We start from the raw sequence: 25322 nt of genomic DNA on the forward strand, positions 1-25322 counted from the left end.
GATTTCACTTCTCCTTCAGTTTTTTTTCGAGCAGCGCATTGACGTTCCCGGATAATGCCTTCCAACGCCCGATGAACGATCGAAGCTCCGCTTCGCCAAGGGGTGTCAGTCTGTAATATTTTCTCTTCGGGCCGCTCGCCGACCGTTTTAGTTCGGTCTCCACCCATTTTTCCTTTTGCATGCGCAGGAGAATCGGATAGATGCTTCCTTCGCTGATATCCGAAAAACCGTATCCTGCAAGCACCTTTGTCATTTCATAGCCGTATATCTCCCCTTCGGATATGACAGCAAGCAGACATCCTTCTAAAATCCCTTTCAGCATTTGCGTTGAACTCATAAGCCACCTCTTTTATGTATCTTGCAATACAAGATAGACGAATCATAACATATGGTATTTTGTATTGCAAGATACCCGAACAAAAAAAGCGGACACCATGTCCGCTTTGCGTATATTACTTCAGTTTTCCTGCGCCTGCCTGCGCTTCAACGATTGTCGGCACATCTTCTGCGTCGTCGATTTTTTCAAACAGCGTCGGCTTCCAGCCGGCCGATTTTTTGACAGACGTATGGTTTGCTTTGTTGTATGTGCTGACAACATCGATTTTTGCGACGCTTTTTTGGTTGTTTACGACCGTATCTTTTTCATATAAAGCGTCACCTTTAAAGACCTTCATCAATTTTTGAGGCTTCGTTCCTTCCGGCAGGTCGAAGTAGTTGTCCTCAGCATAAATTTTTGAAGAATAGCCTACACCCCATGAATAATTGTAGCTGTCTTTCGTGCTTTTAAAATAGTTGTTGTAAATGTGCACTTTTCCGTAGCGGACGCGCGGTGCCCGCTCTTTTATATTTTCGTAGAGATTGTGGTGGAATGTCACCCTTAAATGACCGTTGTCTGCTTTGTAGCTGTCGCTTGATCCGATAATCGTGTTTTTAGAATGTCCTGAAAATATGCTGTAGGATACCGTAATAAAATCCGACTGCTTTTTGATATCCAGCAGTCCGTCGTGATGCTGGAATTCACGCCCGAAATACGTTTCGTTCAGCTCATCAGGCTGATCTCCGTCATTGAATGAGCAGTGGTCGATCCAAATATTTTTGGACATTTCAATCAGCAGGTTGTCATATTCTGAATTCCAGTTTCCGCTGCTCCCATCCGTCGGATCCCAGCCAGGGAAGAAATCGTACGCGTTTTCGAATTCGATATTGCGGATAATGATGTTTTCCGCGTTTTTGACATAAAGGCCTCCGCCGACGATTTTCGCATCATCTCCGAGCCCGATTATCGTCGTGTTTGAACCGACTCTGATCAAGACACGCTCCCTCTGATTGTCTTTGGAGCGGAGCCTTGCCTCTTCAAGCTTTCCTGACGGCTCCTTTTTCCCCCATTTCTTCGGATCATAAGCTTTGAGATACGCTTCGATCGAATATTCAGGGTCTTTATAATCTTCATAGCCTAAAGGATTGTTGTCATCATCAACACTAAGATTGATTGTTCCCTTCACATAGATGATCTTCGGCGTATCATTTTCGCTGTTCTTTTTATTGTCTCCCCCTAATGCCTCAACAAGCTGCTTGCGGTTTTTGACCGTATATACCTGATCAGAAGAAGCGTCAGCGCCTCCGGTCGTTCCTTTTCCATAAGCACCCCAGCCGTCTTTTGAGCCGAGGACGTCGCGTCCGTAGTCTGCCGCTTCGATTGGCACAGAAGTGCCGAGCAGCAGCAGGGCGCCCAAAATTATTACACTAAAAAACCTTTTCATCAATTGCACCTACCATCAAAATTTTTTCACAAAAACTAATATATGCTATAAAAATACAGAAAACAACATATTTTCCTCCTATTTTTTGTGACACCATTTTCAACTTTCATGACATATGACCCGTTTCATTTTACAGATGTAGCAAAGAACAGACTCTTAATATTTTTCTGAAATAACACAAAATAAAAAAATCGCCTATTCGGCGAAAATTAATGGTCTTGCCCCGGTTTATAAAGATATGGATCATCAGTTAACGGGCTGCCGGGATCTTCCCTATCAATCATAATCTCATTTTTTTCGTTCAGGGTGCCGAGCGTAATGGTTGGCAGCATCGCTTGCTTAATCCCTTGATCCTCTAATTTTTGAAACAGCCATTCTTTCGTTTTTTTCAAGTATTTTAAATTGTGTTCGATGATTTCGCCGTCTAAAATAAGCGGAATCGGCACGAAATTCCGCTTCGTCTCCAAGCTGAGGTCCCGCGGCTGTACAGGCCTCGCTTCCGATTTGGGAATCACGCTGATCTGGCCCGATTCTTCAATCAGGGCGATGTCGATATCTTTCGGATCGGCATAGCCTTTTTCGCGCAATTTGCCGAGCAGTTCATTGACGGTCAGCCGCTCTCTTTTTAATCCCCCTTCATCAATATTGCCGTTTCGAATCAGCACAGTCGGGCTGACGACAAGAAACCAGCGCCATTTATTGTGTAATGACAGCTTTTCAATCAACAAATAGAAGATCAGAAAGGAAAGGGCATAATAAATGGACATTGAGATTTTAGAAGTAAGAATCGGTTCGCTGATGATCGTTCCGATCGCAAATGTCAGCAAAAGATCGAAGTTCGTCATTTGCGAAACTGCTTTCTTCCCTGCGATTCGAAAAAGAATATAAGCTATAGAGAACACTAAAGCAGGTTTGGCTAAAAAAGTCCATACAAATTCAAGCATTTCACCCAAAACTTCTTTCCGTTTTTTGTCATTTATTTTGAACAAATATTGGGTTGTGTATTCATTGCACAGCAAAACCCCGGCAAACTGATGCTGAGCCGGGGTTTTGTTCGTATGTTTACCAAGGTTTGTCAACAGCCAGCGCCTGAGCCAGTGCTTTGCTGTGTTTGCGATGGTTTTTCCGTTCTTCGGCGCGCTGCCGGGCGGTCTGGTGCAGCATGATTTCTTCTTCAGACTGCGGTACAACTTGGGGAACGGCCTGAGGATTGCCGTCCTGATCAAGCGCCACGAAGGTTAAAAAGGATGTCGCCGCAAGCTTTCGTTCGCCTGTCAGCAAATGCTCTTTAATGACTTTGACGAATACCTCCATTGACGTTCTGCCGACCCATGTCACATAAGATTCAAGGCAGACTGAATCCTCCTGGCGGATCGGTTCGAGAAAATCGACGGAATCCATGGAAGCTGTCACGGTTTCACACCTCGAGTGTCTCGCTGCCGAAATCGAAGCGATATCGTCGATATAGCTCATCAGCTTGCCGCCGAACAAGGTGTTGTGATTGTTCGTATCAAGCGGAAATACCCTGCTTGTTTTGACAACTTTTGATTCTTTGCAGTATCTCTTTTCAGGTCCATTCATCATCCATTACTCCTTTGATGTCTACTAAGATGCGTTTGTAAAGTGGATTTTTTCTATATTAAACACTATTAGAATTCATTTGTCTAAACTTTTTTATCCGGCTGACTGTCAGATTTTCTGGCTAAAAGGTTTATTTCTCGCTGCGGGAAGGGAATAATGAAATGACTAAAGAGAGGACGGGGGAATCAAAATGGACTCAGCATTATCGAAAAAAAACCGCGGGGCGGGCTGTACAAGCGAATACGACGTCTTAAAAAAAGTGGTGTTATGCAGACCGGAATATATGGAGATTGCAGAAGTGATCAATGAAACACAAAAGTATTTTCAAAAAGATAATATCGATAAAACGCTGGCCGTCCGCCAGCATCATACATTGATAAAAGAATTGGAGAGCCGGGGTATTGAAGTCGTGATTCTGCCTGCTTTAAGCCAATTTCCGGAACAGGTTTTCACGCGCGATATCGGGTTTACGATCGGAGACACTGTGTTTTCCGCGCAGCTATCAGCCGACATCCGCCAGGGCGAAGAAAACGTCCTGCAGGAATGGCTGGCAAAAGAACAGATCTCCTGGGCCACATTTAATGAAGGCTATCAAATCGAAGGCGGCGACATCCTCGTCGACCAAAATACCATATATGCCGGTATCAGCCACAGAACGACGTTCTCGGCCGTCCAAGAACTGAAGCGCAGGCTTCCCTCTTATGAAGTCATACCGGTTCCGTTTGAAGAAACGTTCCTTCATCTGGATTGCGTCTTCAACATTCTTTCGCCGACAGAAGCGCTTGTCTATCCAAAAGCCTTAGGAGAAAGAGAATACGACGTCTTGAAAAAACGCTATGAGATGATCGAAATTACGGATGATGAACAGTTCCAACTCGGTACAAACGTTCTGTCCATCGGCAATAAAACCGTGATCAGCCTGCCTGTTAACCGCCACGTGAATCAGGAGCTCAGAAAAAGGGGCTATACGGTCATCGAAATCGACTTATCCGAGATCATAAAATCCGGCGGGTCTTTCAGATGCTGTACATTGCCGATTGAGCGTACTTCTACCGGATGTCACCAAGGCGGCGCCTGATCCTTGTTTCATTTGGCATGAGCGGCTGAGCGATTCTGAAAAGTCGCCGGCAAACTGAGGAGCCCTGTAACAAGGGCTCCTTCTTTCTATATTCACCTCGCCTGCAGCGTCACCTTCATGCCGTCCTCCTCATTTCTCGCGTCGCCGTCATACAGATGGCAGGCGACAAAATGACCGTCATCGGCTTCTTTTAAGAGCGGTTTTTTGGCGGTGCAAATGTCCGTCGCGGCGGGACATCTCGTTCTGAAAACGCAGCCGCTCGGCGGATCGATCGGACTTGGCAGCTCGCCTTTCAGTATGATTCGTTTCCGCTTATCTTCCACATCCGGATCGGGAATCGGGATAGCCGATAAAAGCGCCTGGGTGTAAGGATGCAGCGGTTCTTGATAAAGCCGGCCGCTGTCGGTGATCTCGACCATGTGCCCGAGATACATGACGCCGATCCGGTCGCTGATGTGCTTCACCATGGAAAGATCGTGGGCGATAAATAAAAACGTGAGCCCTTTTTCCTTTTGCAGCTTTTTCAAAAGGTTGACGACTTGCGCCTGGACGGAGACATCAAGTGCGGATATCGGCTCATCAGCAACGATAAATTCAGGCTCAAGCGCAAGCGCCCTGGCGATGCCGATTCTTTGCCTCTGTCCGCCGCTGAACTCATGGGGATAGCGATTGGCAAAGCTTTTGTGCAGGCCGACTGCTTCCAGAAGCTCGTCCGCTTTTTCAAGACGTGCCTTTTTCCCTCCGTACAGGCCGTGGATTTCCATGGGCTCTGTCATAATCTCCCTGACCGTTAGCCTCGGATTTAGTGAAGCATAGGGGTCTTGAAAAATCATTTGAATTTTGCGGTTGTACTGGAATGATTCATCATCGCTCAAATTGTGGATGTTTTTCCCCCGATATGTAACCTCGCCCTCTGACGGCTGATAAAGGCGCATCAGCACCCTTCCGGAAGTCGACTTGCCGCAGCCCGATTCTCCGACGAGTCCGAACGTCTCTCCTTCTTTAATATCAAATGAAATGCCGTCGACCGCTTTGACCGTTTTGCCCCTTCCGGCGTCAAAGTGCATTTTGAGACGGCTGACTTTCAATAAAGCGCCGGTTTGCATGCCAATCCCCCCGTTTTAATTAAAAATAGCGCCTGATGGCACACAGCTCTTTTTCATAAATTGTGCCTTTAAGAGGTATGACCTCAATCGATTTTCCCGTTTTTGGAGAGTGCAGCATCTCTCCGTTTCCGCAGTAAATGCCGACATGGTGAACCCGCCCTTTGCCTTCTTCATATGCGAAAAACAGTAGATCGCCCCGCTTCGGGCTGCTGAAGGACACCTCTTTTCCGCTGTTCGCCTGATCGCCGGCATCGCGCGGCGCTGAGCAGCCGTTCGCCTTCAGCATATTGAAGACAAATCCTGAGCAATCGTAGCCAAAACCGCTCATTCCTCCCCAAAGATAGGGCAGGTTCAAAAACGCCTCACCGGTTTGAACGATGTCGTCTCCACTGCCTTTTACAGGTGTTTCGATATCCGCATCTTCTTTTTTCAGCCATCTGCGTCCGAGCGGTGTATCAACCTCAAACCAAATACCGTCTGAAGACAAAACGGGCAGCTTAGTGAGAAAGCTCAGTTCAAGAACTTTCATTTTCTTGTCATCATATAGAAAAGCCGTCGGTTTTTGAATGACGGCGTTTGTCTCAGACTTCGCCGGGCTTTTTTCGGCCAGGCATTCCTTTGGTATCCAGCCCGGGTAGCCGCGTTCGTCTTTTGCAGACGGCTGCCCGGGAATGATGACGAAAGCCCAGCCTTCCCGCTCTTTTATAAGCTGCACATCTTCTCCGAAAAGCACCTGTGTTTGAACAAGGTTTGCCGTACACAGCTCAAGACGCTCATCGAAGGACATTGCGTCAAGCCAGCTTCTTACATGTACGGGATTTGCCAGCATCAACCGGTCAATGCGGCGCGGTGCTTCCGGACTGGTCCAGACGTTGGCGACCGAGACGGTTGTCGTATAAAGGCTCATTCGTCTTCCCCCTCTCAATGGTTGACTTTCGTGATACCGAGTCCGGGAGCATCCGGTATCGTGATCGTTCCTCCATGATAGCGGATGCCGCCTTCAACAATATCCTTCTTCAGCATGAGCGGCGCATCAAAATCGAATTTTGTCACATTTTTCTGGCTTGCTGCGAAGTGGACGGCTGCTGTGATGCCGACCCTTGTTTCGATCATGCTTCCGGCCATGCATTCCACTCCGCACGCTTCTGCCATGGCGTTGATTTTCAACGCCTGGCGGATGCCGCCCGCTTTCATCAGTTTAATATTGATGAGATCGGCGCTTCTCGTTTTCAGTACGTGAAAAGCATCCCTTGGGGTAAACACGCTTTCGTCCGCCATAATCGGCGTATCGACGGCATCTGTCACCTGTTTCAAGCCTTCGAGATCGCATCGGTGAACCGGCTGTTCGACAAGCTCGATCGAAAGCCCCTCATCCTCCATTTTCCGAATGGCTTTGACAGCCTGTTTCGCCGTCCAGCCTTGATTGGCGTCCACGCGGATCCGGACAGCGCCCCCCGCTTGTTTGCGGATTTCCCTGATCCGTTCGAGGTCTGTTGCCATATCGTTTTTTCCTACTTTAATTTTGAGCGTACGAAACCCATCTTTTACATAACGGGCCGCGTCTTTCCCCATTTCTTCCGGGTCATTGACGCTGACAGTAAAATCCGTCTCGATCTCCCGCCTGTATCCGCCCAGCAATTGATACAGGGGAAGACCGCAAAGCTGCGCCAAGCAATCGTAGACGGCTGTTTCTACAGCGGCCTTTGCGCTTGTATTTCCAACAATCAGCTTGTCGATGTCATGAAATATCGCCTCCGCCATTCGCAAGTTGCGCCCGGAGAGCGCCGGTGCGAATATCGTGTTGACTGCCCCCTCAATACTGTCAAGCGTCTCACCGGTAATAACGGCAGTCGGAGGCGCTTCGCCCCAGCCTGTCATCCCGTTTTCAGCCGTTAATTTGACAATGATGGCTTCCGCTGTGCGGACAGTTCGAAGCGCTGTTTTAAACGGTTTTTTCAGCGGCACGGCGATACGGTTTGTCGTCATTTCGGCAATCTTCATAGCAGCCTCCTTTTTCCATCAAGAAATTCCCAGATCGATCGTAAGCTGTTTTTTGTCGGCGTCAAGGACGGCTTGCGCCCCCACCGGAACGGCGATATTCGGTGAACAATGGCCGATGTTAAAGCCTGACAGCGCTGGTTTTCCTGCAGCGGCGATATAATCTTGGAAAACTTCTTTTAATGTAAGTGACTCACCGCGTTTTTTCGGGGAGCAGTTATGAAAATCGCACAGCAGGATGCCGACGGCGTCCGATAATTTCCCGGCCATTTTCAATTGATTCAGCATCCGGTCAATTCGGTAAGGCTCTTCATCGACATCCTCGATAAACAAAAGCTTTCCTTTCGTATCAATTTCATAAGGCGTACCGAGCGTCGTCACCAGAAGAGCGAGGTTTCCGCCGACAAGCTCCCCTTTCGCCGCACCGTTTCCGAGCGTTTCCAAAGGCGACAGCTCCTCTGTATAGGTGAGCGTCATTTTTTGAAACAGCTGCCGGAAAGAGCGCCGGGTGAGCGGATGCACGTCTTTATTGCCGATATCCGAACTGAGCATCGGACCGTGAAATGTAATAAGTCCGGTGTTTTGCCTGATCGCTGTATGTAAAAAAGTGATGTCTGAATAGCCCCAAAAAATTTTCGGGCGGCTTTTGATGAGTCGGTAGTCAATGTTCTCGGCAATCCTCGCCGTGCCGTAACCTCCGCAGGCACAGATGACAGCTTTGACCGAACGGTCTTCAAACATGTCGTGCAGATCCTCCAAGCGCTCTTCATCGTTCCCCGCCAAATAGCCGTGTCTTTCAATGGCTGAACGTCCCACTTTGACTTCAAGCCCGAGTTCTTTTAAAAACCGGACGGCGCGGTCAAGCTTTTCGGGGACGGGCGGACTGGCCGGCGCAATCACACCGACTGTATCTCCCTGCATTAATCTTTGAGGCGCAATATTCAACTGAGACATCCCCCTTTATGAAAAGTCCGCCCGCCTCTGTGCGGTGGCGTGCACAAAGAAAGTGGCAGACGGACAAGTTTGATCATGACGTTTTTTCGGCCCATTTCAGTTCAATGTAGCCGACCGGATGACGGACGATGCCTTTCACATTCTCCTTTTCCAAATGGACTTGATTATAGAAGTGGATCGGTATGATCGGCATCCCTTCAAACAGCAGTTCTTCAGCCTGATGCAGCAGCTCTGTGCGTTTTTCTTCATCAGCTTCATTTTTCGCCGCCTTGATCAGTTCGTCATACTCTGAATTGCTCCAGCCGGTTCTGTTCATTGCGTTACCCGTTTGAAAGCTTTCCAGGAAGTTGATCGGATCCGCATAATCAGCCAGAAAAGAGCTTTGGGAAAATTGAAATTTGAGCGCCTTCTGTTCTTCAAGGAATGTATTCCATTCCATATTGGCGAGCTTCACATCGACGCCGAGCGTACTTTTCAGCTTCTGCTGAATCGCTTCCGCCATTTTTTTATGCTCCGGTTTTGTGCTGTATGTCAGCGTAACGGCGGGCAGCTTTTCGTAGTTTTCTTCCTTCATGCCTTTTTCGAGCAGCTGTTTCGCTTCATCGGCGTCATATTTGAGCAAATCGCCGCCTTCCTCGCGAAAATCCTTGCCGTTCGGCCCTTTGATTCCCGAAGACACAAACCCGCGGGCCGGTTTTTCACCGTTTTTTGTGACATAATCGACGATTTCCTGCTGATCGACGGCCATCGCAAACGCTTTTCTGATCTTTTCATTCTGGAACGGTTCTTTATTGACATTGAATCTGTAATAGTAAAGACCTGCCTGATCGAACACCTTCACCTCGTCAGAACCTATCAGCTTCTCGCTCATTTCAGCCGGGACATAAGCCGTATCGAGCTCATTCGACTCGAACATTTGGTAGTCGGTATTTCTGTCATCGACCATCGCCCATGTCACTTTATCAAGCTTCACAGTATCCCGGTCCCAATACGTATCGCTCTTTACCATCGTAAAGCTTTCATCATGCTTCCATTCTGTCAGTTTAAACGGACCGTTGCCGACAAATGTAGCAGCTTCTTCATGCCATTTCGGATTTTTTTCGGCGATTTTCTGAGGAACCGGGAAAAAAGCCGGATTGGCTACAATGCTTAAAAACGACTGCTGCGGACTTTCGAGTGTCACCTTAAGCGTTTTTTCATCCTCCGCTTTGACTTTGACATCATCCTTCGCCCCTTTTCCGCTGTTAAAGGCCTCGCCGCCTTCGATAAAGTAGCCTAAAAACGCGGCGGAAGAGCCCGTTTTCGGATCGAGCAGACGCTTCCACGCATATTCAAAATCCCCAGCGGTTAAAGGGTCTCCGTTCGACCATTTGGCATCATCACGGATTGTAAAAGTATATGTCTTCCCATCGTCGGAAATGTTCCACTTTTCGGCGGACGCCGCTTCCGGTTCATGGTCTGCGCCAAGCCTAGTCAAACCTTCCATCAGATTGTTCAGCGCCTGCCATGAGACATTATTAAAGCCGATCGGCGGATCGAAAGATGTCGGTTCATTTTCATTGTTCAGCCTCAGGACTTGTTCTCCAGCCGTTTCTTTCGCTTTCTTCTTCGTTTCCTGCCCAGCCTGTTCATTTGCCGTACATCCGAACAGCAGAATGACCGCAACTGCGGCAGCTAATACGCTCGCTAGCCTTTTCATCAAATCCCCCCATTGAAAATCGATTTCATGATTATGTTGTCAGCAGAGCCCGTTTCGCCCTTTCATCCTGAAGCCAGCAGCACACACGATGCCCCGCCGAGACTTCTGCAACGGCAGGATAAACCTTGCCGCATACTTCCATTGCATGGGAACAGCGCGCCGTAAACGGACACCCTTCAGGCGGAGAAAACAAATCTGGCGGCGTCCCGTCAATCGGAACGAGGTCTCCACCTTCAAGGTCAAGCCTCGGAACGGAATGCAGCAAGCCTTTTGTATACGGATGCTGCGGACGGTAAAAAATATCCCTCCTCGCTCCCGTTTCCGCTATTTTCCCGGCGTACATCACGGCGATTCTGTCCGCCGTCTGTGCGACTACGCCTAAATCATGGGTGATTAAAATGATGGATACACCGGTTTTCCGCTGAATGTCTTTAAACAGCTCAAGAATTTGCGCCTGAATGGTAACATCGAGCGCGGTCGTCGGTTCATCCGCAATCAGAATCTCCGGTTCACAGATGAGCGCCATGGCGATCACGATCCGCTGCCTCATCCCGCCGCTGAATTGATGCGGATACTGCCTCAAACGCTCTTTCGGATTCGGAATCCCGACGAGCTCAAGCATCGAAATGACCGCTTTTCGAGCGTCTGTTTTAGACACGGGCCGATGTTCCAAAAGCGCTTCTGTCAACTGGTCTCCGACGGTCAAGGTCGGATTCAGGGCTGTCATCGGATCCTGGAAGATCATTGAGATTTCGGCCCCTCTGATCTTTCTCATCTCTTTTTCGGACAGATGGCGCAAGTCTTTTCCCTTAAAGCGGACCGCACCGTCTGTGATCGTTGCCGAAAACTTCGGCAAAAGCTGCATGATGCTTTGCGATGTCACGCTTTTTCCGCATCCCGACTCACCGACAATCGCAAACGTCTCCCCCTCATATAACTCAAAGCTCACGCCGCGGACGGCTTTGACCGTGCCGCCGTATGTCGTAAATGAAACATGCAGATTCTCGACTTCCAATACTTTTTTCCGCAAAAACACATTACCTCCTCAGCTTCGGATCTAACGCATCCTGCAGTCCGTCTCCAACGACATTAAAAGCGAACATTGTTAATGAAATAAAGAAAGCAGGAAAAAACAGCCGCCACCAGTGTCCCGATAAGATCACCGGAAGGCCGTCGTTCGCCATGACACCCCAGCTCGCAAACGGGGCTTGAATGCCCAAACCGAGGAAGCTGAGAAACGCTTCGGCAAAAATGGCCGACGGCACCGTCAAGGTCATCTGGACGATGATCGCTCCCATCATGTTCGGAAGGAGATTCCGCCTGATGATCCTTACCGTTTTCGCTCCGAAGGTTTTGGATGCGAGAACATGCTCATCATGCTTCACCTTCAAAACCTGACCCCTGACGATCCGCGCCATGCCGACCCAGCCGGTGACAGTCAGCGCAACGATGATCGTCCCGAGTCCAGGCCCCATCATGACCATGAGAAGAATGACGACCAATAAATAAGGCAGTCCATGCAGCACTTCGATGACCCGCATCATGACATGGTCTGTTTTGCCGCCCTTATAGCCGGAGATACCGCCATAGATGACGCCGATTGCAAAATCGATTAAAGCCGCCATCACGCCGACAAACAGTGAAATCCTCGCTCCATACCACGTTCTTGTAAACACATCGCGGCCGAGCTCATCGGTTCCGAACCAATGCTCCATCGACGGAGGCAGGTTTTGCTCGGAAAGCGTCTGCTGGGTGACGCTGTGCGGAGAAAGAACCGGTCCGAGTACAGCCATGATGAACAGGAAGATTAACACGCCCAATCCCGCCATCGCCAGCTTGTTTTTCCTTAAAATCCGCCAGGCGTTCTGCCAGTATGACAGGCTCGGCCTTGCAACGGATTCACGCTCATCCTGCTTTTGTTTCAGCGGGGCAAACCATTCAACAGGGATATCACTGCCTGAAGACGCTTCGTTTTCTGTGCGGACTGGAAGGCTCATATGCTCACCCTTTCTTATGCAGTTTAATACGCGGATCCAGGATTCCGTAGGCCATGTCGACAAGAAACAACATGATGATGAGGATGATGCTGTAAAAAACGGTGGTACCCATAATCACGGGGTAATCGCGGGAGTTGATGCTTTCAACAAAATATTTTCCCATGCCCGGAATCGCAAAGATTTTTTCGATGACGAAGCTCCCCGTTAAAATCGCAGCGGTAAGCGTCCCGAGAATCGTTACGACTGGCATAAGGGCGTTTTTCAGGGCGTGCTTCATAACAATTTTAAAAGGGGAAAGCCCTTTAGCCCGGGCCGTTCGGATATAATCCTGTGTCAGCACTTCAATCATGCTGGAACGGGTCAGCCTGGCGATAATCGCCAGCGGCCCCATTGCCAAAGCCGCAGTCGGAAGCACCATATGAAGCGGGCTCGTCCATGTCGACGGGGGAAATATGTTCCAATTAACCGCGAATTGCTGTATCAGCAAAGTCGCCATGATAAAATTGGGAACCGAAATGCCGAGAACGGCAACGGTCATCGCTATATAATCGATGACGCCGTTTTGCCGCAGCGCGGCAAAGATTCCGAGTACGATCCCGGAAATGACCGCCATAATCAGCGCCGTCATCCCCAGCTCAAATGAAACAGGGAACCCTCTTGACAGCAAATCGTTCACGCTTTGTGAAGGCTGCTTGATCGACGGCCCGAAATCAAAGGTAACGATCGACTTGACATAATACAAATATTGAACAAAGAGAGGCTCATCAAGCTGATAGTAAGCCTCAAGGTTGCGCTGAACCGCTTCATTCGTGTTTCTTTCTTCATTGAAGGGAGAGCCCGGAATCACTTTCATCATCACAAAGGTCAATGTCGTGATCACCAAAATGGTCGCCAGCATCGACAGAAGCCGCTTCATGATGTAACCCGCCATTTTCATCCCACCTTCCTAGGAGAATGTTGTTCTCATCGCAAGCTCGGTCATGACAAGCATCGCTTGATAGGCTTCAAGAATGTCTTTCGCTTGATAGCGGACAGTCGTCGTTTGCCGTTCGATTTCAGCACCCGGCATCAGACTCGCCCACTCGGCTTGCCCGTAATTGGCAAACTCAATCCGCAGCACCGGCCTGTCCGGAGGCGTGAGCGGCTTGACTTGACCGCGGTTTTGAATCGCATATGCCGTCCGCTCTCTTAATAGCTGCCCCGCTTTCTCCGGCGTCAGGCATTTGACCGCCGAACGGGATATCGTTTCCTTGACGGCCGCTGTCGTTACGTTCGGAATCAGTTCCTCCGCCTCAGCTGCCGCCTCGCTGTCACCGGCAACCATGATAACCGGGACGCCGTAATAACCGGCAACATAAGCGTTGAACCCCAGCTCGCCCACCGCCTGATCGTTTATGTAAAAATGTCTGACGCCGAAAATCATGCTGTGAGACATCACGCCTCTCATCGATGCTCTCGCATGGTAGCCGACGAACACGGCACCATCGCATGTATCGTCAAGTCCCTGGACCATCGAAAACGGTTTGACATCTCCCGAAATGAGCAGCGCTTCAGGATGGAGCCGCTCAATTAACAGATTGTTCATTTTAGAGTGGCTGTCATTGACAAGCACCTCTCTGCATCCGCTTTTGAACGCTTCGTCAATCACATGATTGGCCTCGTCCGTCATGATCTTCCGGCCTCTCTCATAGTTCAGCTTGCTTGAATCGACGAACGTATCATCCGGAAGTCCGGAAATCCCCTCCATATCAACAGACATATACAGCTTCACAAAAAACCACCCCTTATGAAAAACGTCTCAAATTTTTTATTATTTTGGGAATATTCTAACAAATTATATTAGAATTTTAATAGAAATGCAATAACCATTGGTAATTTTAGAAATTTAATATAAAATTGGAATTTTGATGAATGTTGTCGAATGCAAATAAAAAAGCTGCCTGATCAGGCAGCTTTGGGATGTCCGGATATGTCGATAAATGCCGCAGTTCACTGCCGGCGGACAGCGTCTTTAATGTCTTCATACTTCTTCATCGTTCTGGCAAACAGCTCGTCAAAGACTTCCGGCATGGCATTTTGAATGACCTCCGCCCCTTCTCCGGTTATGCCGCCTTTTGTCGCCACCCGATCAAGCGTTTGTGCAAACGTCATGTCTTTTTCCATTAACAGCTTGCCCGTTCCCAGCAATGAATGAATCAGAAATTGAAACGCGTCTTCTTTCGTAAGACTGCTGTTTCTGACGGCAGCTTGAGCAAATTCTTCAAAGATCGAAGCGATGAACCCTGGTGAAGAGCTTGTTAAATTACTCGCAGCGTCAATATCTCTCTCATGTATCTGTTTGACTGTGCTGAAAACGGAAAGATATTCTTCCAGCCGGCTTTTGTCCACCTCAGCAACCCGCTCGCCGTGGACAACAAGCGAAACACCGATCCCGGCTTCAGATGTGAGGGTCGGAATGTATCTCGTCACCTGTCCGCTTGTCCAGTCGTGAAGCCGGTCAAGCTCGACCCCCGCGGCAATCGAAACAATGTGGACATCCTCCTGAAGAAACGGCTGTATGTTCACAAGCGTTTCCTTTACCGCCATCGGCGGTACACAGATGAAGATCAGGCCGCACTGTTCGGCGAGCTCTTCGGCTGATTGACAGGCGACATTCGGGTAAAGTTTTCTCAGCTCCCCTGTTTTCCCATCATTCCTTGAGCTGACGACCACCATGTCATCGCTGATTTTCTCCTGATCAAGCAGTTTCACTGCAATCATCTGTGCCATGCTTCCGTATCCGATAAATCCAATCTTTTTCAACGTTTAGAACACCTCTGACATGTCATATTATAAATAGCACCCTATTTATTCTATCCTTTTTCTTTGACAATTTCCCACAATGTTTTCATGTTTATCCCACAGTCTTTGATTATGATTGAGGCATCAAAGGATATGATAACAATAGGAGCGTGAAAATGATGGAATATAATAGAGAAGATCAGCTTGAAACGAAAAACGAACTCATCGTCTCCGATCAAAAGCCCGACCAGGCGATAAAAAAAGCAGAACAGCAAAAGCGGAGACTCTCATGGATGACGCCGATCCTCAGCGGCATCATCGGGGGAAGCCTCGTTCTCGGTGTCACGACATACCAGCATAGCAAAGACGAAACGGCCAATACATCTGTCCAAACACAAACTAATGAGACTGCGAACTCATCGGCTTCTTCCAATAAAGCGAATACCGAAAAATTGTCCAGCACCAATTCGTCTGACATTTCAACAATGGTGGAAAATGTATCTCCCGCCATCGTCGGTATTTCAAACTATCAAAAACAAACGGAGAGCGGTATGTTTGGGTTTGAAAGCAACAGCAACAACAGCAGTTCAAGCGAACAAGAAACAGGCACAGGCTCAGGTGTCATTTATAAAAAAGCAAACGGCAAAGCATACATTATTACAAATAACCACGTTGTCGAAGGCGCATCTAAATTGACGGTTTCCCTGTCAAACGGCAAAGAAGTGGAAGGAAAATTGCTGGGCAGCGATTCCTTGACAGACCTTGCCGTTGTTGAAATTTCCGCTGAACACGTCGAAAAAGTCGCATCTTTCGGCGATTCTTCAAGCTTGAAAGCGGGTGAATCGGTCATTGCAATCGGAAATCCGCTCGGCAAAGATCTGTCCCGAACGGTGACGCAAGGCATCATCAGCGGTGTTGATCGGACCGTTTCCGTTGATACGTCCGCAGGCCAAACCGAGATGAACGTCATTCAAACAGACGCGGCCATCAATCCCGGCAACAGCGGAGGCGCCCTTTTGAATACAAAGGGAGAAGTGATCGGCATCAACAGTATGAAAATCAGTGAAAGCGGAGTGGAAGGCATCGGATTTGCGATTCCAAGCAATGATGTCAAACCGATTGCAGAAGAGCTGATGTCTAAAGGAAAAATTGAGCGTCCGTTTATCGGAATCGGCATGATGGATCTTGAGCAGGTGCCGGAAAACTATCAAACAGGCACCCTCGGATTAAGCGGCAGCCAGTTAAACAAAGGCGTCTACATCCGCCAGGTCGCTTCAGGCTCCCCTGCTGATAAAGCGGGCCTTAAAGAGAACGATGTCATCATCAGCTTTAACGGAAAAGAAACCGATACGGGAAGCGCGCTGCGCAACCTTCTTTACAACGATGCAAAAATCGGGGATACGGTAAAGGTTACCCTCATTCGAAACGGCAACACAATGACAAAACAAATGACGCTTGACCAAAAAGAATCCGCATCATCTTAACAGCATGCCCCCCTTTTAGGCTGTCGGCTGCGCCGGATGCCTTTTATATAAAAAAACGAGGTCCTTTTCAGGACCTCGTTTTCTATTGAATCGGTTTCAGCCGCGCTTCAATCTCTTTCCGCCGATGCTCGAGATACGGCGGAAGGGCAAGGCTTTGGCCGAGCTCATCGATCGATTCATCAACGGCAAAGCCAGGCCCGTCAGTCGACAGTTCAAAAAGTATGCCGTTCGGTTCTCTGAAATACAGCGCCTTAAAATAATAGCGCTCCACAATCCCTGAATTCGAAAAGCCGTTCTCACTGATTATCTCATGCCACCGCTTAAGTTCTTCTTCATCTTTGACGCGGAATGCGACATGATGGACGCTTCCTCTCCCGGGACGCTCTCTTCTGCCGTCATCTGACTCATTCACATGCACCTCCGCGCCTGCTCCTCCTTCACCCGATTCAAAAATGTGAAGCGTACGGCCGGTTTCATCAGCCTGTTCCTCACCGATTTTATGAAAGCCGAGAATATCGGTCAGCACCGCAGCTGTCGGACCGGCGTCCTTGACAGTCAATTCGACCGGGCCGAGCCCCCTGATCGCGACCTCCTCAGGAATGACGCCGTTTTTCACAGGCACTCCATGATCTTTTCCCTTTTCATCAGCCACAAGCATCATGTTCTGTCCTTCATGGTCTAAAAAGCGGAGAACGCTCCGCCCCGCACGCGTCTCGATGTCGTAAGTCTCTGCGCCGAGCTCATGAAGCCGCTTCTTCCAAAATTCGAGTGCTTGTTCGCCGGGAACCCGAAGTGATACGGACGAAATGCAGTTCGTCCCTTCCCGTCTCCTGGCAAGCATCGGAATTTCGAAAAATGTCAAATCTGAACCCGGAGACGCGACTTCATCACCGTAAAACAAATGATACATCGTCGGCTCATCCTGATTGACCGATTTTTTTATCAGTTTCATGCCAAGCCCTTTGACATAGAAATCCAGATTATGTTGAGCGTTGGCAGTTAAAGCGGATACGTGGTGGATGCCATTTACGTTCATTCTATCATCTCCTCATTAAATATCTCGAATTCGAGATTTCTTCTTTCTCAAAAATAGGCGATTTGATTTGAAAAGTCAACCAAACCGTCTTACAGGACCTTCATTCCTGTTGCCCCTAAAAAACTAACAATAACTCCGAAATGACTTAAAAAGGTTCGGTTATTCCTGTCCCCTTCGGGTTTTACGACCTTAAAATGTTTAACATACACAAAAAATGCGAAAATCTGAAAATTTATTTAATTTTTCTTTTTTAAAAAAGGTATTACAATATAAAAATAGTTTTCTATAAAAGAGATTACATCAATGGGAGGCATCGCAATGAATGCAGAAGCAAACGGACTAAAAAAAGAGATAGGCTTGTTATTTGCGCTATCTCTTGTGATTGGAACGATCATCGGTTCCGGCGTGTTTATGAAGCCCGGCAGCGTGCTTTCCTATTCCGGAAACGCACAAATTGCTCTTTTTGCCTGGATCCTTGGCGGAATCTTGACGCTAGCAGGCGGGCTGACAATCGCCGAACTGGGCGCTCAAATTCCGAAAACGGGCGGGCTTTACACATATCTTGAAGAAATTTACGGCGAGTTCTGGGGGTTCTTATGCGGCTGGGTGCAGATTATCATCTACGGACCGGCCATCATCGGCGCACTCGGATTATATTTCGGCTCGCTAGTGGCCAACTTGTTTTCCTGGGATAAATCATGGACTGCACTCATCGGCATTATCACCGTCGCCTTTTTATGCATCGTCAACATCGTCGGAACAAAATACGGCGGAGCGGTACAGACGGTCACAACGATCGGAAAGCTGATTCCCATTGTATGTATCATTGTGTTCGGTCTATGGCAGGGCAATGAACATATTTTCAGTACAGTTACGGAGAGCATCGCCAGCCAAAACTTCGGAGCGGCGGTATTGGCGACGCTCTTCGCGTATGACGGCTGGATCCTTCTTGCGGCACTCGGCGGAGAAATGAAGAACCCGGAAAAAGTGCTCCCGAAAGCGATGACAGGCGGGATACTGATCGTCACAGCCTGCTACCTGTTCATTAACTTGGCGCTGCTTCACATTCTTCCTGCCGATCAGATTGTCAAGCTTGGTGAAAATGCGACAAGCACAGCCGCTACAATGCTGTTCGGACCGATCGGCGGCAAGCTGATCTCCATCGGAATTATCGTCAGCATCTTCGGCTGCTTAAACGGAAAAGTTCTGTCTTTTCCGCGCGTGATCTTTGCGATGGCTGAGAAAAAACAGCTTCCGTTCTCCCGCTGGATCTCGCATGTTCATCCGGCATTCCATACGCCTTGGATCGCGGTCATCGTCCAGATGATGTTCGCTGTCATCTTAATGATCATCAGCAATCCGGAAAAGCTGTCAGAGGTTTCGATTTTTATGATTTACATCTTCTATGTCATGGCGTTTTTCGCGGTGTTTATTTTGCGGAGACGGAAGAACGGCCAAGGGAGAGCTTACAGCGTGCCGCTCTACCCTTACCTGCCTGTTGCGGCTATTCTCGGGTCATTGTTTGTTCTTGTCAGCACGCTTATCACTGACTTTTACAGCTGCCTGTGGTCAATTTTGATCGGCCTCGTCGGTCTCCCGGTTTATTTTTGGATGAAAAAAAGAAATAAAAACGGCTCAGCTGCCTGAGCCGCAAGCCGCCGGCTCATGAGCCAGGCGGTTTTTTTATCCCTTCACAGACCCGATCAGAATGCCTTTGGCAAAATGCTTCTGCAAAAATGGATACACGGCTAAAATCGGCAGCGTCGCAATGACGATGACGGCCAGTTTAATCGATTGTTCAGGCGGCACCGTTTCCATCATATCATTCGTCGTCCCCGTCAGATCCGAAAGAATCGTCACTTGGCGCAGCACCATTTGTAGCGGCCATTTCGCGCTGTCATTGAAGTACAGCAAAGCATGGAAAAAGTCGTTCCAAATCCCGACCGCATAAAACAGCGCAAAAGTTGCAATAATCGGCTTTGACAGCGGCAGCGCGATCCTTAAGAACACGCCGATTTCTGAACAGCCGTCAATCTTTGCCGACTCCTCAAGTTCTTTCGGAAGCTGCTGAAAAAAGTTTTTAATAATAATAAGATTGAACGGATTAATCGCCATCGGCAATATTAGCGCCCAGTACGAATCGAGCAGTCCCAGTGATTTGACGACAATATACGTCGGAATCATTCCTCCGCTGAAAAGCATCGCAAAAATAACGAGATTTAAAAGCAGGTTTCTTCCCTTAATGTGCCGTTTCGCAAGAGGATAGGCCATCGTAAATGTAAAAAAGAGCTGGACAATCGTTCCCACAACCGTAATGAACACAGACACCCCCATGCTCCTGATAAATGTCGGCGTTGAAAAAATATAGCGGTACGCGTCAAGCGAGAATGTCTCAGGAAAGATAAAGAAGCTCTTTTCCGCCAGCTCGGCCTCCGTTGCAAAAGATCCCGCGATAATATACAGAAAAGGCAAGACGGTTATCAGCCCGCAGCAGCCGAGAAAGAGCACATTAAACCAATCGAATACCCGCCCCGCTTTTGTGTTATGGATCGTTTCCGCACCGGACATCCTTTTCACCTCCATTCATTAAAACAGACCGTCCTGGTCAAACTTTTTCGCGATATAATTGGCGCCGAATATCAGAATGATTCCGACAACCGATTTAAAAAGCCCGACTGCCGTACTATAGCTGTATGCGCCTTGCGTAATTCCGACAACATAGACATACGTGTCAAAAATTTCAGCCACGCTCCGGTTTAAAGAGTTGGTCATTAAAAAAATCTGTTCAAAGCCGATGTTTAAAAAACTGCCGATTCTTAAAATGAGAAGCACGACGATCGTGCTTCTGATGGCCGGAAGGGTAATGTGCCACATTCTCCTTAATCTGCCTGCCCCGTCCATCACTGCCGCTTCATACTGCTCCTGGTCAACCGAAGCGAGCGCCGCCAGAAACAGGATCGTTCCCCAGCCCGTCTCCTTCCATATGCTTTGCAGCACAATCATCGGCCTGAACCATTCGGGATCCGAGAGAAAAGCAATCTCTTTTCCCGTTATGCTTTGCAGCATTTTATTCATCACGCCCGTATCAACTGTAAAAAAGACAAATGTCATGCTGACGACGATCGTCCATGAGACGAAATGCGGAACATATATAAACGTCTGAATGCACCGTTTATAGATGGCATGCCGCAGTTCATTCAGCATGAGTGCGACAATCAGCGGAGCCGGAAATGCAAAAATCAAATCGAGAGCGGCGAGCATGAGCGTGTTGCGGAGCAGGCGGAAGAAGTCAGGGTTCATAAAGAAATCTTTAAAATACTCGAACCCGACCCATTCGCTCTGCCAAAATCCGAGATAAGGCGAATAATCTTTAAAAGCAATGAACACGCCCCACATCGGCCAATATTTAAATATGAGAAAATATAAAACACCGGGAACAAGCAGAAGATAAAGCCATTTATCCCGTTTTACGGCTTGCAGCCCAGTCGGTTTCTTTTCTGTCTCAACAGCGGTTTTCCCTGTTTTAGCGGTGATTTCCACGTGCTGCATCCCCCCTTTCGTATGCTGGTTGAAGATCTGAGCTATTTCGTCTCCTTGTAGCGTTTGTTCAGTTCTTTCATCAAATCTTCACCACCGCTTTTATACCAAAGCTGCACGGCATCTTGAAAGCCTTTTTCATCGATGTCGCCGATGATAAACTGTGTTTTGGCATCGAGAATGATGTTGTCAAGCTGTGCCCCTTTTTGGGTGTAAACATCTGAAACGAGCGATTCAGCCGGATTGAATACGGCGATTTTTTCCCCTTCTTTGAGAATCTGTTCACGGTGTTTGAACAGCTTTGATTCTTGTTTTTCCACATGGTATCTTTGTTCGGGAATGCCCATGCTGAACTGCGCAAGACCTTCGTGCTCATAAAGCAGCTTTTTATTATTTTTTTCAAGGGACGTGTACGTTCCGTTCTCAAGCTTATAGTTGCGCCCTTTTATACCGTTGTTGGCAATAATTTGTGCCTCTTCATCGTTCATTTTATCCAGGAAGCTGAGCACTTCTTTCAATTCTTTTTCCGTTTTGACGCTCGCTTTCGGAATGGCAATCATTCCGGCGTATCCCGATGTCGGGAATGTATACGTTCCTTTCGGGCCTTTGACCGTTCCGGTGACGTCGATCACATCCTTGTTAGCGGGATCTGCTTCTTCCATTGCGCTTTGAATTTGTGACGCCCGCGAACCGGTATCGACGATGACACCCGCTTTTCCTTTGACGATTGGATCGTTCCACTTCGCTGAATCCATGACGGCGAAGTCTTTATTGATCAGTCCCTCATCATACAGCTTTTTGAAAAACCGCAGCGCTTCCATATACTCTTCTGTCGTGAAGTCCGGAATGAGTTCACCTTTTTCGTCTATTCCGTAGCGGTTTGGTGCACCGAACCACGTCTGCATAATATCCCACGGGCTCCCGTTTCCAAGCCCCATCCATTTCGGCACCACCATGCCGTACGTATCATCCTTCCCGTTTCCGTCGGGGTCTTTTTCTTTAAACGCTTTCAGCACGTCGTAAAATTCGTCGATTGTTTTCGGCATCTCCAGACCGACATTTTCGAGCCAGTCCGTTCTGATGATGATCGAAGCGCGGATCAGGTCCCTCGCCCTGTAAATACCGTAAATCTCGCCGTTGATGGAACTGTTCTTCATCACTTTTTTATCGGCCTTTCCGAGGTTCGGGTAGTCTTTTAAATAAGGTGAAAGCTCCCAAAACGCACCTGATTTGACAGACTTGATAAACCCCGGGGACTTGTCCGTGACGACGATGGCTTGCGGCAAATCTCCCGAGGCCATGACGATGTTGAATTTATCATTATAGGAAGAGTTCGGAACCCATGTCACTTTGATTTGTTTTTTCGTGTATGTTTCGAGCGCTTTTAAAGACGGGCTGTTTTCTCCCGGACTTTCCGGCGACAGGAGCGGAGCCATAATATGAATGGCATCCTTTTCTTTTCCTTTCCCGTCTTGATTGGCCGTCTCATTTGCGCTGCACCCCATCAAGAGCAAAAAAACAGCGGGTGCAGCGAGCCATTTGTTTCCCTTCAGCTTCAGTCTTGCCATTGTACAATTCCCCCTTTTGATCGTCTCAATTGTTCCACTTAAATTTAAAGCGCTTACATTTTTCCGGCAACCTTCATTTTTTGCCTTCATGTGCGAGCGGGATGTTCTTTCATTGCCTTGATGATCTTTTCTTGCATGTCCAGATCGGGCGGCATATCTTTAAGCAGCTCGAGCACGGCTATCAAGTTTAGGCACCATTGTGAGACGCAGTTTGTTGTAACCCAGGGAATTTCCGTGATCGTTTTCCAGGCATGGATTTGTTTTGGAGTGATCGGCAACGGTGTATGGCTTTGTTTTTCATCGAGCAACAGGCGCCACACTTGTTCGGCGAGCTTCCAGTCTTGGTGGAGCCAGGCAGCGTAAGCGGCCATGGCAGCGGAGAACATCGGCCAGTGAAATAAATCATCGTGAAGCTTCCCGCCGCTCCTTTTGCGCTTTTCTTCATCAGTCAGCAAATAAAATGCGCCGAATTCCCCTAGCATCTCCTTCCATTCCACATCCTCAAGCAGTTCTGCAAGCTCCATCCATGTTTGCGGGGCACCGAAGGCGATGACCATATGATAGCCGCCATGATTCCCGTCCCCCATATGAAGCAGATCTGAAGCTTCAGGATCGTATCCGAAAGTCGGTCCGGACAACAGACGAAGCGGCAGCGCTTTAAGCCGGCCGATCCCCCGTTTGATTTTATCAAGGTACGCTTCATCGCCTGTCCGCTCCCATTCCGTCAGCCAGTTGGAACAGAACGCCGCCCAGTCGGGGCCTACTCTTGCGTGGGCGGGAAACTCTTTTTCCGGATAATAAGCTCTCATCGGATCAAGCGTCTCAAGCGCTCGATCGGCATCTTTTACTTCAGATAACACGTCTCCCGTTCTCTCGTCCGCCGTCAAAAAGTAATAAGGCTTATGAAGGCCGGCCATGCTAATTCTCGCTTCCTTGCACCCGCAGCCCCAATGGAGGACATTGTGCCTTGAACCGAGGCCTTTATACTCCCCGAAATGATAGCAGTCGACTTCGCTAGTGTGACGGGTCATCGCTTCCGCCATTCTGAAGATGTCTTCCGTACCGGATCTGAAAAAAGACTGCCAAAGCCAGAGGTTCGGAACGAGTTCCGTATTTTGCCATGCATAGCCGCCAAGGTCGTACCGCCATACATGCCGGACGGCATCGTACGTATGCATCACATCACCGTAATGCCAATAGCCGTACCAGCTCCGCTGATCGACTTCGTTCATGTAAAACTTGAGAGCCTCGTCAAGCTGATCTTCAAGCACAGCCGAGAGCGGGTGCCGTTTATCTTTCAGGCTCCAAACGCCCAACGCGCGGGTGTGATAATAATAGTCAGGCTCACAAATAAGCAGCGGGGGATTTTGCCATTCGTCCGCCGCTCTATTCAGCTCTTCATCGCTCGGCGGATTTGCAAAACAGGCGAGGCTGACTTCGCTCGTATTGGCAATGCCGACGGCCGTTGACCTCATTTCGGCAAACCCTTCATATGCGCTTTCAACATGAGTGTCTTTTGAATAATGACGGAAATCCATCGCTTCAGCTTCAGGAGGCCAAAACCATACCGCCAATTTCGTTTCCCCGCCGGCAAGACCTCTCGCTTCAAGCGATGACGGATATTTTTCAAAGAAGTTCCTGAGCCCGAGTGCGATGCCGCCGTTTTCCCCGCCTGCATACATCAGCCCTTTCGCTCTCTCCCCATGAATCGCGTCCACCCAGGCGCAGCCTTTGCCGGTTCGCTTTTTTAAGCGCCAGTGAACAGGGGAATCCTGGATGAGCTTGAAATCGTTCCAGACGGCGTTTCTCTCGGCATCGCGCACGACTGCCGACTTTTCCGGTACAGGCTGTCCCGCAATCTGTCGTTCATAGAGTCCGTTTGTTTCATTGAATCTTCTCGTCACAAGCAGCTGAGAAGCCTCTCCGTAAATCCCTCCGTCGGCCGCATAGCGGATATGCCTGTTTCTCGGCGCTCCGCTCAAAACCGCGCTCATCTCGAAACCGAGTCCTTTGATCCATTCTGTTTCTGCTTCACAGTCGATGAAGATCGTGTGCACGATCCGGATGGACGGATCACCGGCATAGAAAGACAGCCTGACGGTAAAAGGGAGCCAAACATCGATGCCTCCGCCGCGGTGGACGCCTTCAATCTTGACGACTGTCTTAACCGGACCGTTTTGTTCGATTGCCGTACGTTTGATCATGCTCTCAAACCGTTCAATATGATACATGCATTGTGAATCTGAGCCGCTTCTTTTTTCTTTTAAAGCGATGAGCCGCCCTTCTTTCGCCATCATTTCCCCGGAAATGGAAATCGAACGGATGAGTTCCGTCCCCGATTTTCCAAGCCTGCAGACTATCGCGCCCGTATTCACCGTGATTTCATCTTTCTGCTCACTGACATTCATGACGGTTTTAGGGACGCCGGCCCCCCCTTTTTTCAATGTAAATCGGCTACCGCTTTCTTTAGGGAAGACTGCGGCATGCCCCGTCCATTTAAGCGAGCCGTCAGGCCAATACGCGAGCGGCCATGTTTGCAAACACGGGGCGTTTTTCGAAGCAATGGCGACCGTCTCTCCTTTTTGCAGCACTCCTTTTGCCCAAGGAACTCCCCAGGTCACCCCGCCGAACGCGGCAGGCGCCCTATTCAGCCATTTTAGTTCAGTCTGTGCTTTCATAAGTGTTCCTCCTTTCTGTTTAACCGATTGGTCAGTGAATATTTTCCTGTTTAGCCTTTTGACCG

At 48.7% G+C, this 25322-nt stretch carries 22 protein-coding genes; 3 read left to right on the plus strand and 19 right to left on the minus strand.

The window, feature by feature from the left end; all coding sequences use genetic code 11:
- Positions 1-4 precede the first annotated feature (4 nt).
- The 4 genes from M1E03_RS14340 to M1E03_RS14355 all read right to left on the minus strand — a co-directional run bounded on the left by M1E03_RS14340 (position 5) and on the right by M1E03_RS14355 (position 3341).
- A complete protein-coding gene (locus M1E03_RS14340) occupies positions 5-337 on the minus strand; it encodes a PadR family transcriptional regulator (RefSeq protein WP_020451091.1) in 333 nt (110 codons plus the stop codon).
- A 115-nt stretch (positions 338-452) separates the two neighbouring features.
- Complete coding sequence (locus M1E03_RS14345) at positions 453-1760, minus strand: pectate lyase family protein (protein WP_230368373.1); 1308 nt, start codon at positions 1758-1760, stop codon at positions 453-455.
- Between the two features lie 209 nt (positions 1761-1969).
- Positions 1970-2704 (minus strand): DUF421 domain-containing protein, encoded by a 735-nt coding sequence (locus M1E03_RS14350; protein WP_026579830.1) that lies wholly within the window; start codon positions 2702-2704, stop codon positions 1970-1972.
- A 118-nt stretch (positions 2705-2822) separates the two neighbouring features.
- On the minus strand, positions 2823-3341 hold the full coding sequence (locus M1E03_RS14355) for an acyl-CoA thioesterase (RefSeq protein WP_023856769.1): 519 nt from the start codon (positions 3339-3341) through the stop codon (positions 2823-2825).
- Positions 3342-3531: 190 nt separating this feature from the next.
- Between M1E03_RS14355 and M1E03_RS14360 the strand changes: the two genes are divergently transcribed.
- Positions 3532-4419, plus strand: coding sequence for a dimethylarginine dimethylaminohydrolase family protein (locus tag M1E03_RS14360; RefSeq protein ID WP_003180960.1), 888 nt, complete (start codon positions 3532-3534; stop codon positions 4417-4419).
- Positions 4420-4511: 92 nt separating this feature from the next.
- Here M1E03_RS14360 and M1E03_RS14365 read toward each other — a convergent pair whose 3' ends face one another.
- The 10 genes from M1E03_RS14365 to proG form a co-directional block, all read right to left on the minus strand.
- Positions 4512-5525 (minus strand): ABC transporter ATP-binding protein, encoded by a 1014-nt coding sequence (locus M1E03_RS14365; protein ID WP_458110479.1) that lies wholly within the window; start codon positions 5523-5525, stop codon positions 4512-4514.
- A gap of 19 nt (positions 5526-5544) precedes the next feature.
- A complete protein-coding gene (locus M1E03_RS14370) occupies positions 5545-6432 on the minus strand; it encodes a C40 family peptidase (RefSeq protein WP_003180957.1) in 888 nt (295 codons plus the stop codon).
- A gap of 14 nt (positions 6433-6446) precedes the next feature.
- Positions 6447-7526, minus strand: a complete 1080-nt coding sequence (locus M1E03_RS14375; RefSeq protein WP_003180955.1) for a mandelate racemase/muconate lactonizing enzyme family protein — start codon at positions 7524-7526, stop codon at positions 6447-6449.
- Between the two features lie 18 nt (positions 7527-7544).
- Positions 7545-8477 carry a S66 peptidase family protein gene (locus M1E03_RS14380; RefSeq protein WP_458110480.1) on the minus strand — a complete coding sequence of 311 codons (933 nt, stop codon included), beginning with the start codon at positions 8475-8477 and terminating at the stop codon, positions 7545-7547.
- 73 nt (positions 8478-8550) lie between these two features.
- Positions 8551-10176, minus strand: coding sequence for a peptide ABC transporter substrate-binding protein (locus tag M1E03_RS14385; protein ID WP_023856766.1), 1626 nt, complete (start codon positions 10174-10176; stop codon positions 8551-8553).
- A gap of 31 nt (positions 10177-10207) precedes the next feature.
- The gene (locus tag M1E03_RS14390; protein WP_146874155.1) at positions 10208-11206 is read right to left on the minus strand and encodes an ABC transporter ATP-binding protein; all 999 of its coding nucleotides are present in this window, start codon (positions 11204-11206) and stop codon (positions 10208-10210) included.
- A 7-nt stretch (positions 11207-11213) separates the two neighbouring features.
- Positions 11214-12173, minus strand: coding sequence for an ABC transporter permease (locus M1E03_RS14395; protein WP_003180946.1), 960 nt, complete (start codon positions 12171-12173; stop codon positions 11214-11216).
- A gap of 4 nt (positions 12174-12177) precedes the next feature.
- Positions 12178-13104 (minus strand): ABC transporter permease, encoded by a 927-nt coding sequence (locus M1E03_RS14400; protein WP_328037641.1) that lies wholly within the window; start codon positions 13102-13104, stop codon positions 12178-12180.
- A gap of 15 nt (positions 13105-13119) precedes the next feature.
- Positions 13120-13944 carry a M55 family metallopeptidase gene (locus M1E03_RS14405; RefSeq protein ID WP_195257748.1) on the minus strand — a complete coding sequence of 275 codons (825 nt, stop codon included), beginning with the start codon at positions 13942-13944 and terminating at the stop codon, positions 13120-13122.
- 218 nt (positions 13945-14162) lie between these two features.
- A complete protein-coding gene (proG, locus tag M1E03_RS14410) occupies positions 14163-14975 on the minus strand; it encodes a pyrroline-5-carboxylate reductase ProG (RefSeq protein ID WP_059231339.1) in 813 nt (270 codons plus the stop codon).
- 158 nt (positions 14976-15133) lie between these two features.
- On the opposite strand from proG, the gene M1E03_RS14415 reads away from it, so the two are divergent.
- Positions 15134-16438, plus strand: coding sequence for a S1C family serine protease (locus M1E03_RS14415; RefSeq protein ID WP_458110805.1), 1305 nt, complete (start codon positions 15134-15136; stop codon positions 16436-16438).
- 82 nt (positions 16439-16520) lie between these two features.
- Here M1E03_RS14415 and M1E03_RS14420 read toward each other — a convergent pair whose 3' ends face one another.
- Complete coding sequence (locus tag M1E03_RS14420) at positions 16521-17474, minus strand: ring-cleaving dioxygenase (RefSeq protein WP_458110481.1); 954 nt, start codon at positions 17472-17474, stop codon at positions 16521-16523.
- 318 nt (positions 17475-17792) lie between these two features.
- On the opposite strand from M1E03_RS14420, the gene M1E03_RS14425 reads away from it, so the two are divergent.
- Positions 17793-19121, plus strand: a complete 1329-nt coding sequence (locus tag M1E03_RS14425) for an APC family permease (protein ID WP_331837417.1) — start codon at positions 17793-17795, stop codon at positions 19119-19121.
- 36 nt (positions 19122-19157) lie between these two features.
- On the opposite strand, the gene M1E03_RS14430 is transcribed toward M1E03_RS14425, so the two are convergent.
- From M1E03_RS14430 to M1E03_RS14445, 4 genes are all read right to left on the minus strand, one after another.
- Positions 19158-20042, minus strand: coding sequence for a carbohydrate ABC transporter permease (locus M1E03_RS14430; RefSeq protein ID WP_458110482.1), 885 nt, complete (start codon positions 20040-20042; stop codon positions 19158-19160).
- Positions 20043-20060: 18 nt separating this feature from the next.
- Complete coding sequence (locus M1E03_RS14435) at positions 20061-21014, minus strand: ABC transporter permease (RefSeq protein ID WP_020451071.1); 954 nt, start codon at positions 21012-21014, stop codon at positions 20061-20063.
- 41 nt (positions 21015-21055) lie between these two features.
- Positions 21056-22579: an extracellular solute-binding protein gene (locus M1E03_RS14440; protein ID WP_020451070.1), complete on the minus strand. Its 1524-nt coding sequence runs from the start codon at positions 22577-22579 to the stop codon at positions 21056-21058.
- Positions 22580-22665: 86 nt separating this feature from the next.
- Positions 22666-25257, minus strand: coding sequence for an exo-rhamnogalacturonan lyase family protein (locus M1E03_RS14445; RefSeq protein ID WP_458110483.1), 2592 nt, complete (start codon positions 25255-25257; stop codon positions 22666-22668).
- Between the last annotated feature and the right edge of the window lie 65 nt (positions 25258-25322).

It is taken from the genome of Bacillus sp. PK6-013 (assembly GCF_054161445.1).

Bases quoted from the DNA above. Each gene is read 5' to 3' on its own strand.
- M1E03_RS14340 (WP_020451091.1), bottom strand. From the start codon at position 337: ATGAGTTCAACGCAAATGCTGAAAGGGATTTTAGAAGGATGTCTGCTT.
- M1E03_RS14345 (WP_230368373.1), bottom strand. From the start codon at position 1,760: ATGAAAAGGTTTTTTAGTGTAATAATTTTGGGCGCCCTGCTGCTGCTC.
- M1E03_RS14350 (WP_026579830.1), bottom strand. From the start codon at position 2,704: ATGCTTGAATTTGTATGGACTTTTTTAGCCAAACCTGCTTTAGTGTTC.
- M1E03_RS14355 (WP_023856769.1), bottom strand. From the start codon at position 3,341: ATGAATGGACCTGAAAAGAGATACTGCAAAGAATCAAAAGTTGTCAAA.
- M1E03_RS14360 (WP_003180960.1), top strand. From the start codon at position 3,532: ATGGACTCAGCATTATCGAAAAAAAACCGCGGGGCGGGCTGTACAAGC.
- M1E03_RS14365 (WP_458110479.1), bottom strand. From the start codon at position 5,525: ATGCAAACCGGCGCTTTATTGAAAGTCAGCCGTCTCAAAATGCACTTT.
- M1E03_RS14370 (WP_003180957.1), bottom strand. From the start codon at position 6,432: ATGAGCCTTTATACGACAACCGTCTCGGTCGCCAACGTCTGGACCAGT.
- M1E03_RS14375 (WP_003180955.1), bottom strand. From the start codon at position 7,526: ATGAAGATTGCCGAAATGACGACAAACCGTATCGCCGTGCCGCTGAAA.
- M1E03_RS14380 (WP_458110480.1), bottom strand. From the start codon at position 8,477: ATGTCTCAGTTGAATATTGCGCCTCAAAGATTAATGCAGGGAGATACA.
- M1E03_RS14385 (WP_023856766.1), bottom strand. From the start codon at position 10,176: ATGAAAAGGCTAGCGAGCGTATTAGCTGCCGCAGTTGCGGTCATTCTG.
- M1E03_RS14395 (WP_003180946.1), bottom strand. From the start codon at position 12,173: ATGAGCCTTCCAGTCCGCACAGAAAACGAAGCGTCTTCAGGCAGTGAT.
- M1E03_RS14400 (WP_328037641.1), bottom strand. From the start codon at position 13,104: ATGGCGGGTTACATCATGAAGCGGCTTCTGTCGATGCTGGCGACCATT.
- M1E03_RS14415 (WP_458110805.1), top strand. From the start codon at position 15,134: ATGGAATATAATAGAGAAGATCAGCTTGAAACGAAAAACGAACTCATC.
- M1E03_RS14420 (WP_458110481.1), bottom strand. From the start codon at position 17,474: ATGAACGTAAATGGCATCCACCACGTATCCGCTTTAACTGCCAACGCT.
- M1E03_RS14425 (WP_331837417.1), top strand. From the start codon at position 17,793: ATGAATGCAGAAGCAAACGGACTAAAAAAAGAGATAGGCTTGTTATTT.
- M1E03_RS14430 (WP_458110482.1), bottom strand. From the start codon at position 20,042: ATGTCCGGTGCGGAAACGATCCATAACACAAAAGCGGGGCGGGTATTC.
- M1E03_RS14440 (WP_020451070.1), bottom strand. From the start codon at position 22,579: ATGGCAAGACTGAAGCTGAAGGGAAACAAATGGCTCGCTGCACCCGCT.
- M1E03_RS14445 (WP_458110483.1), bottom strand. From the start codon at position 25,257: ATGAAAGCACAGACTGAACTAAAATGGCTGAATAGGGCGCCTGCCGCG.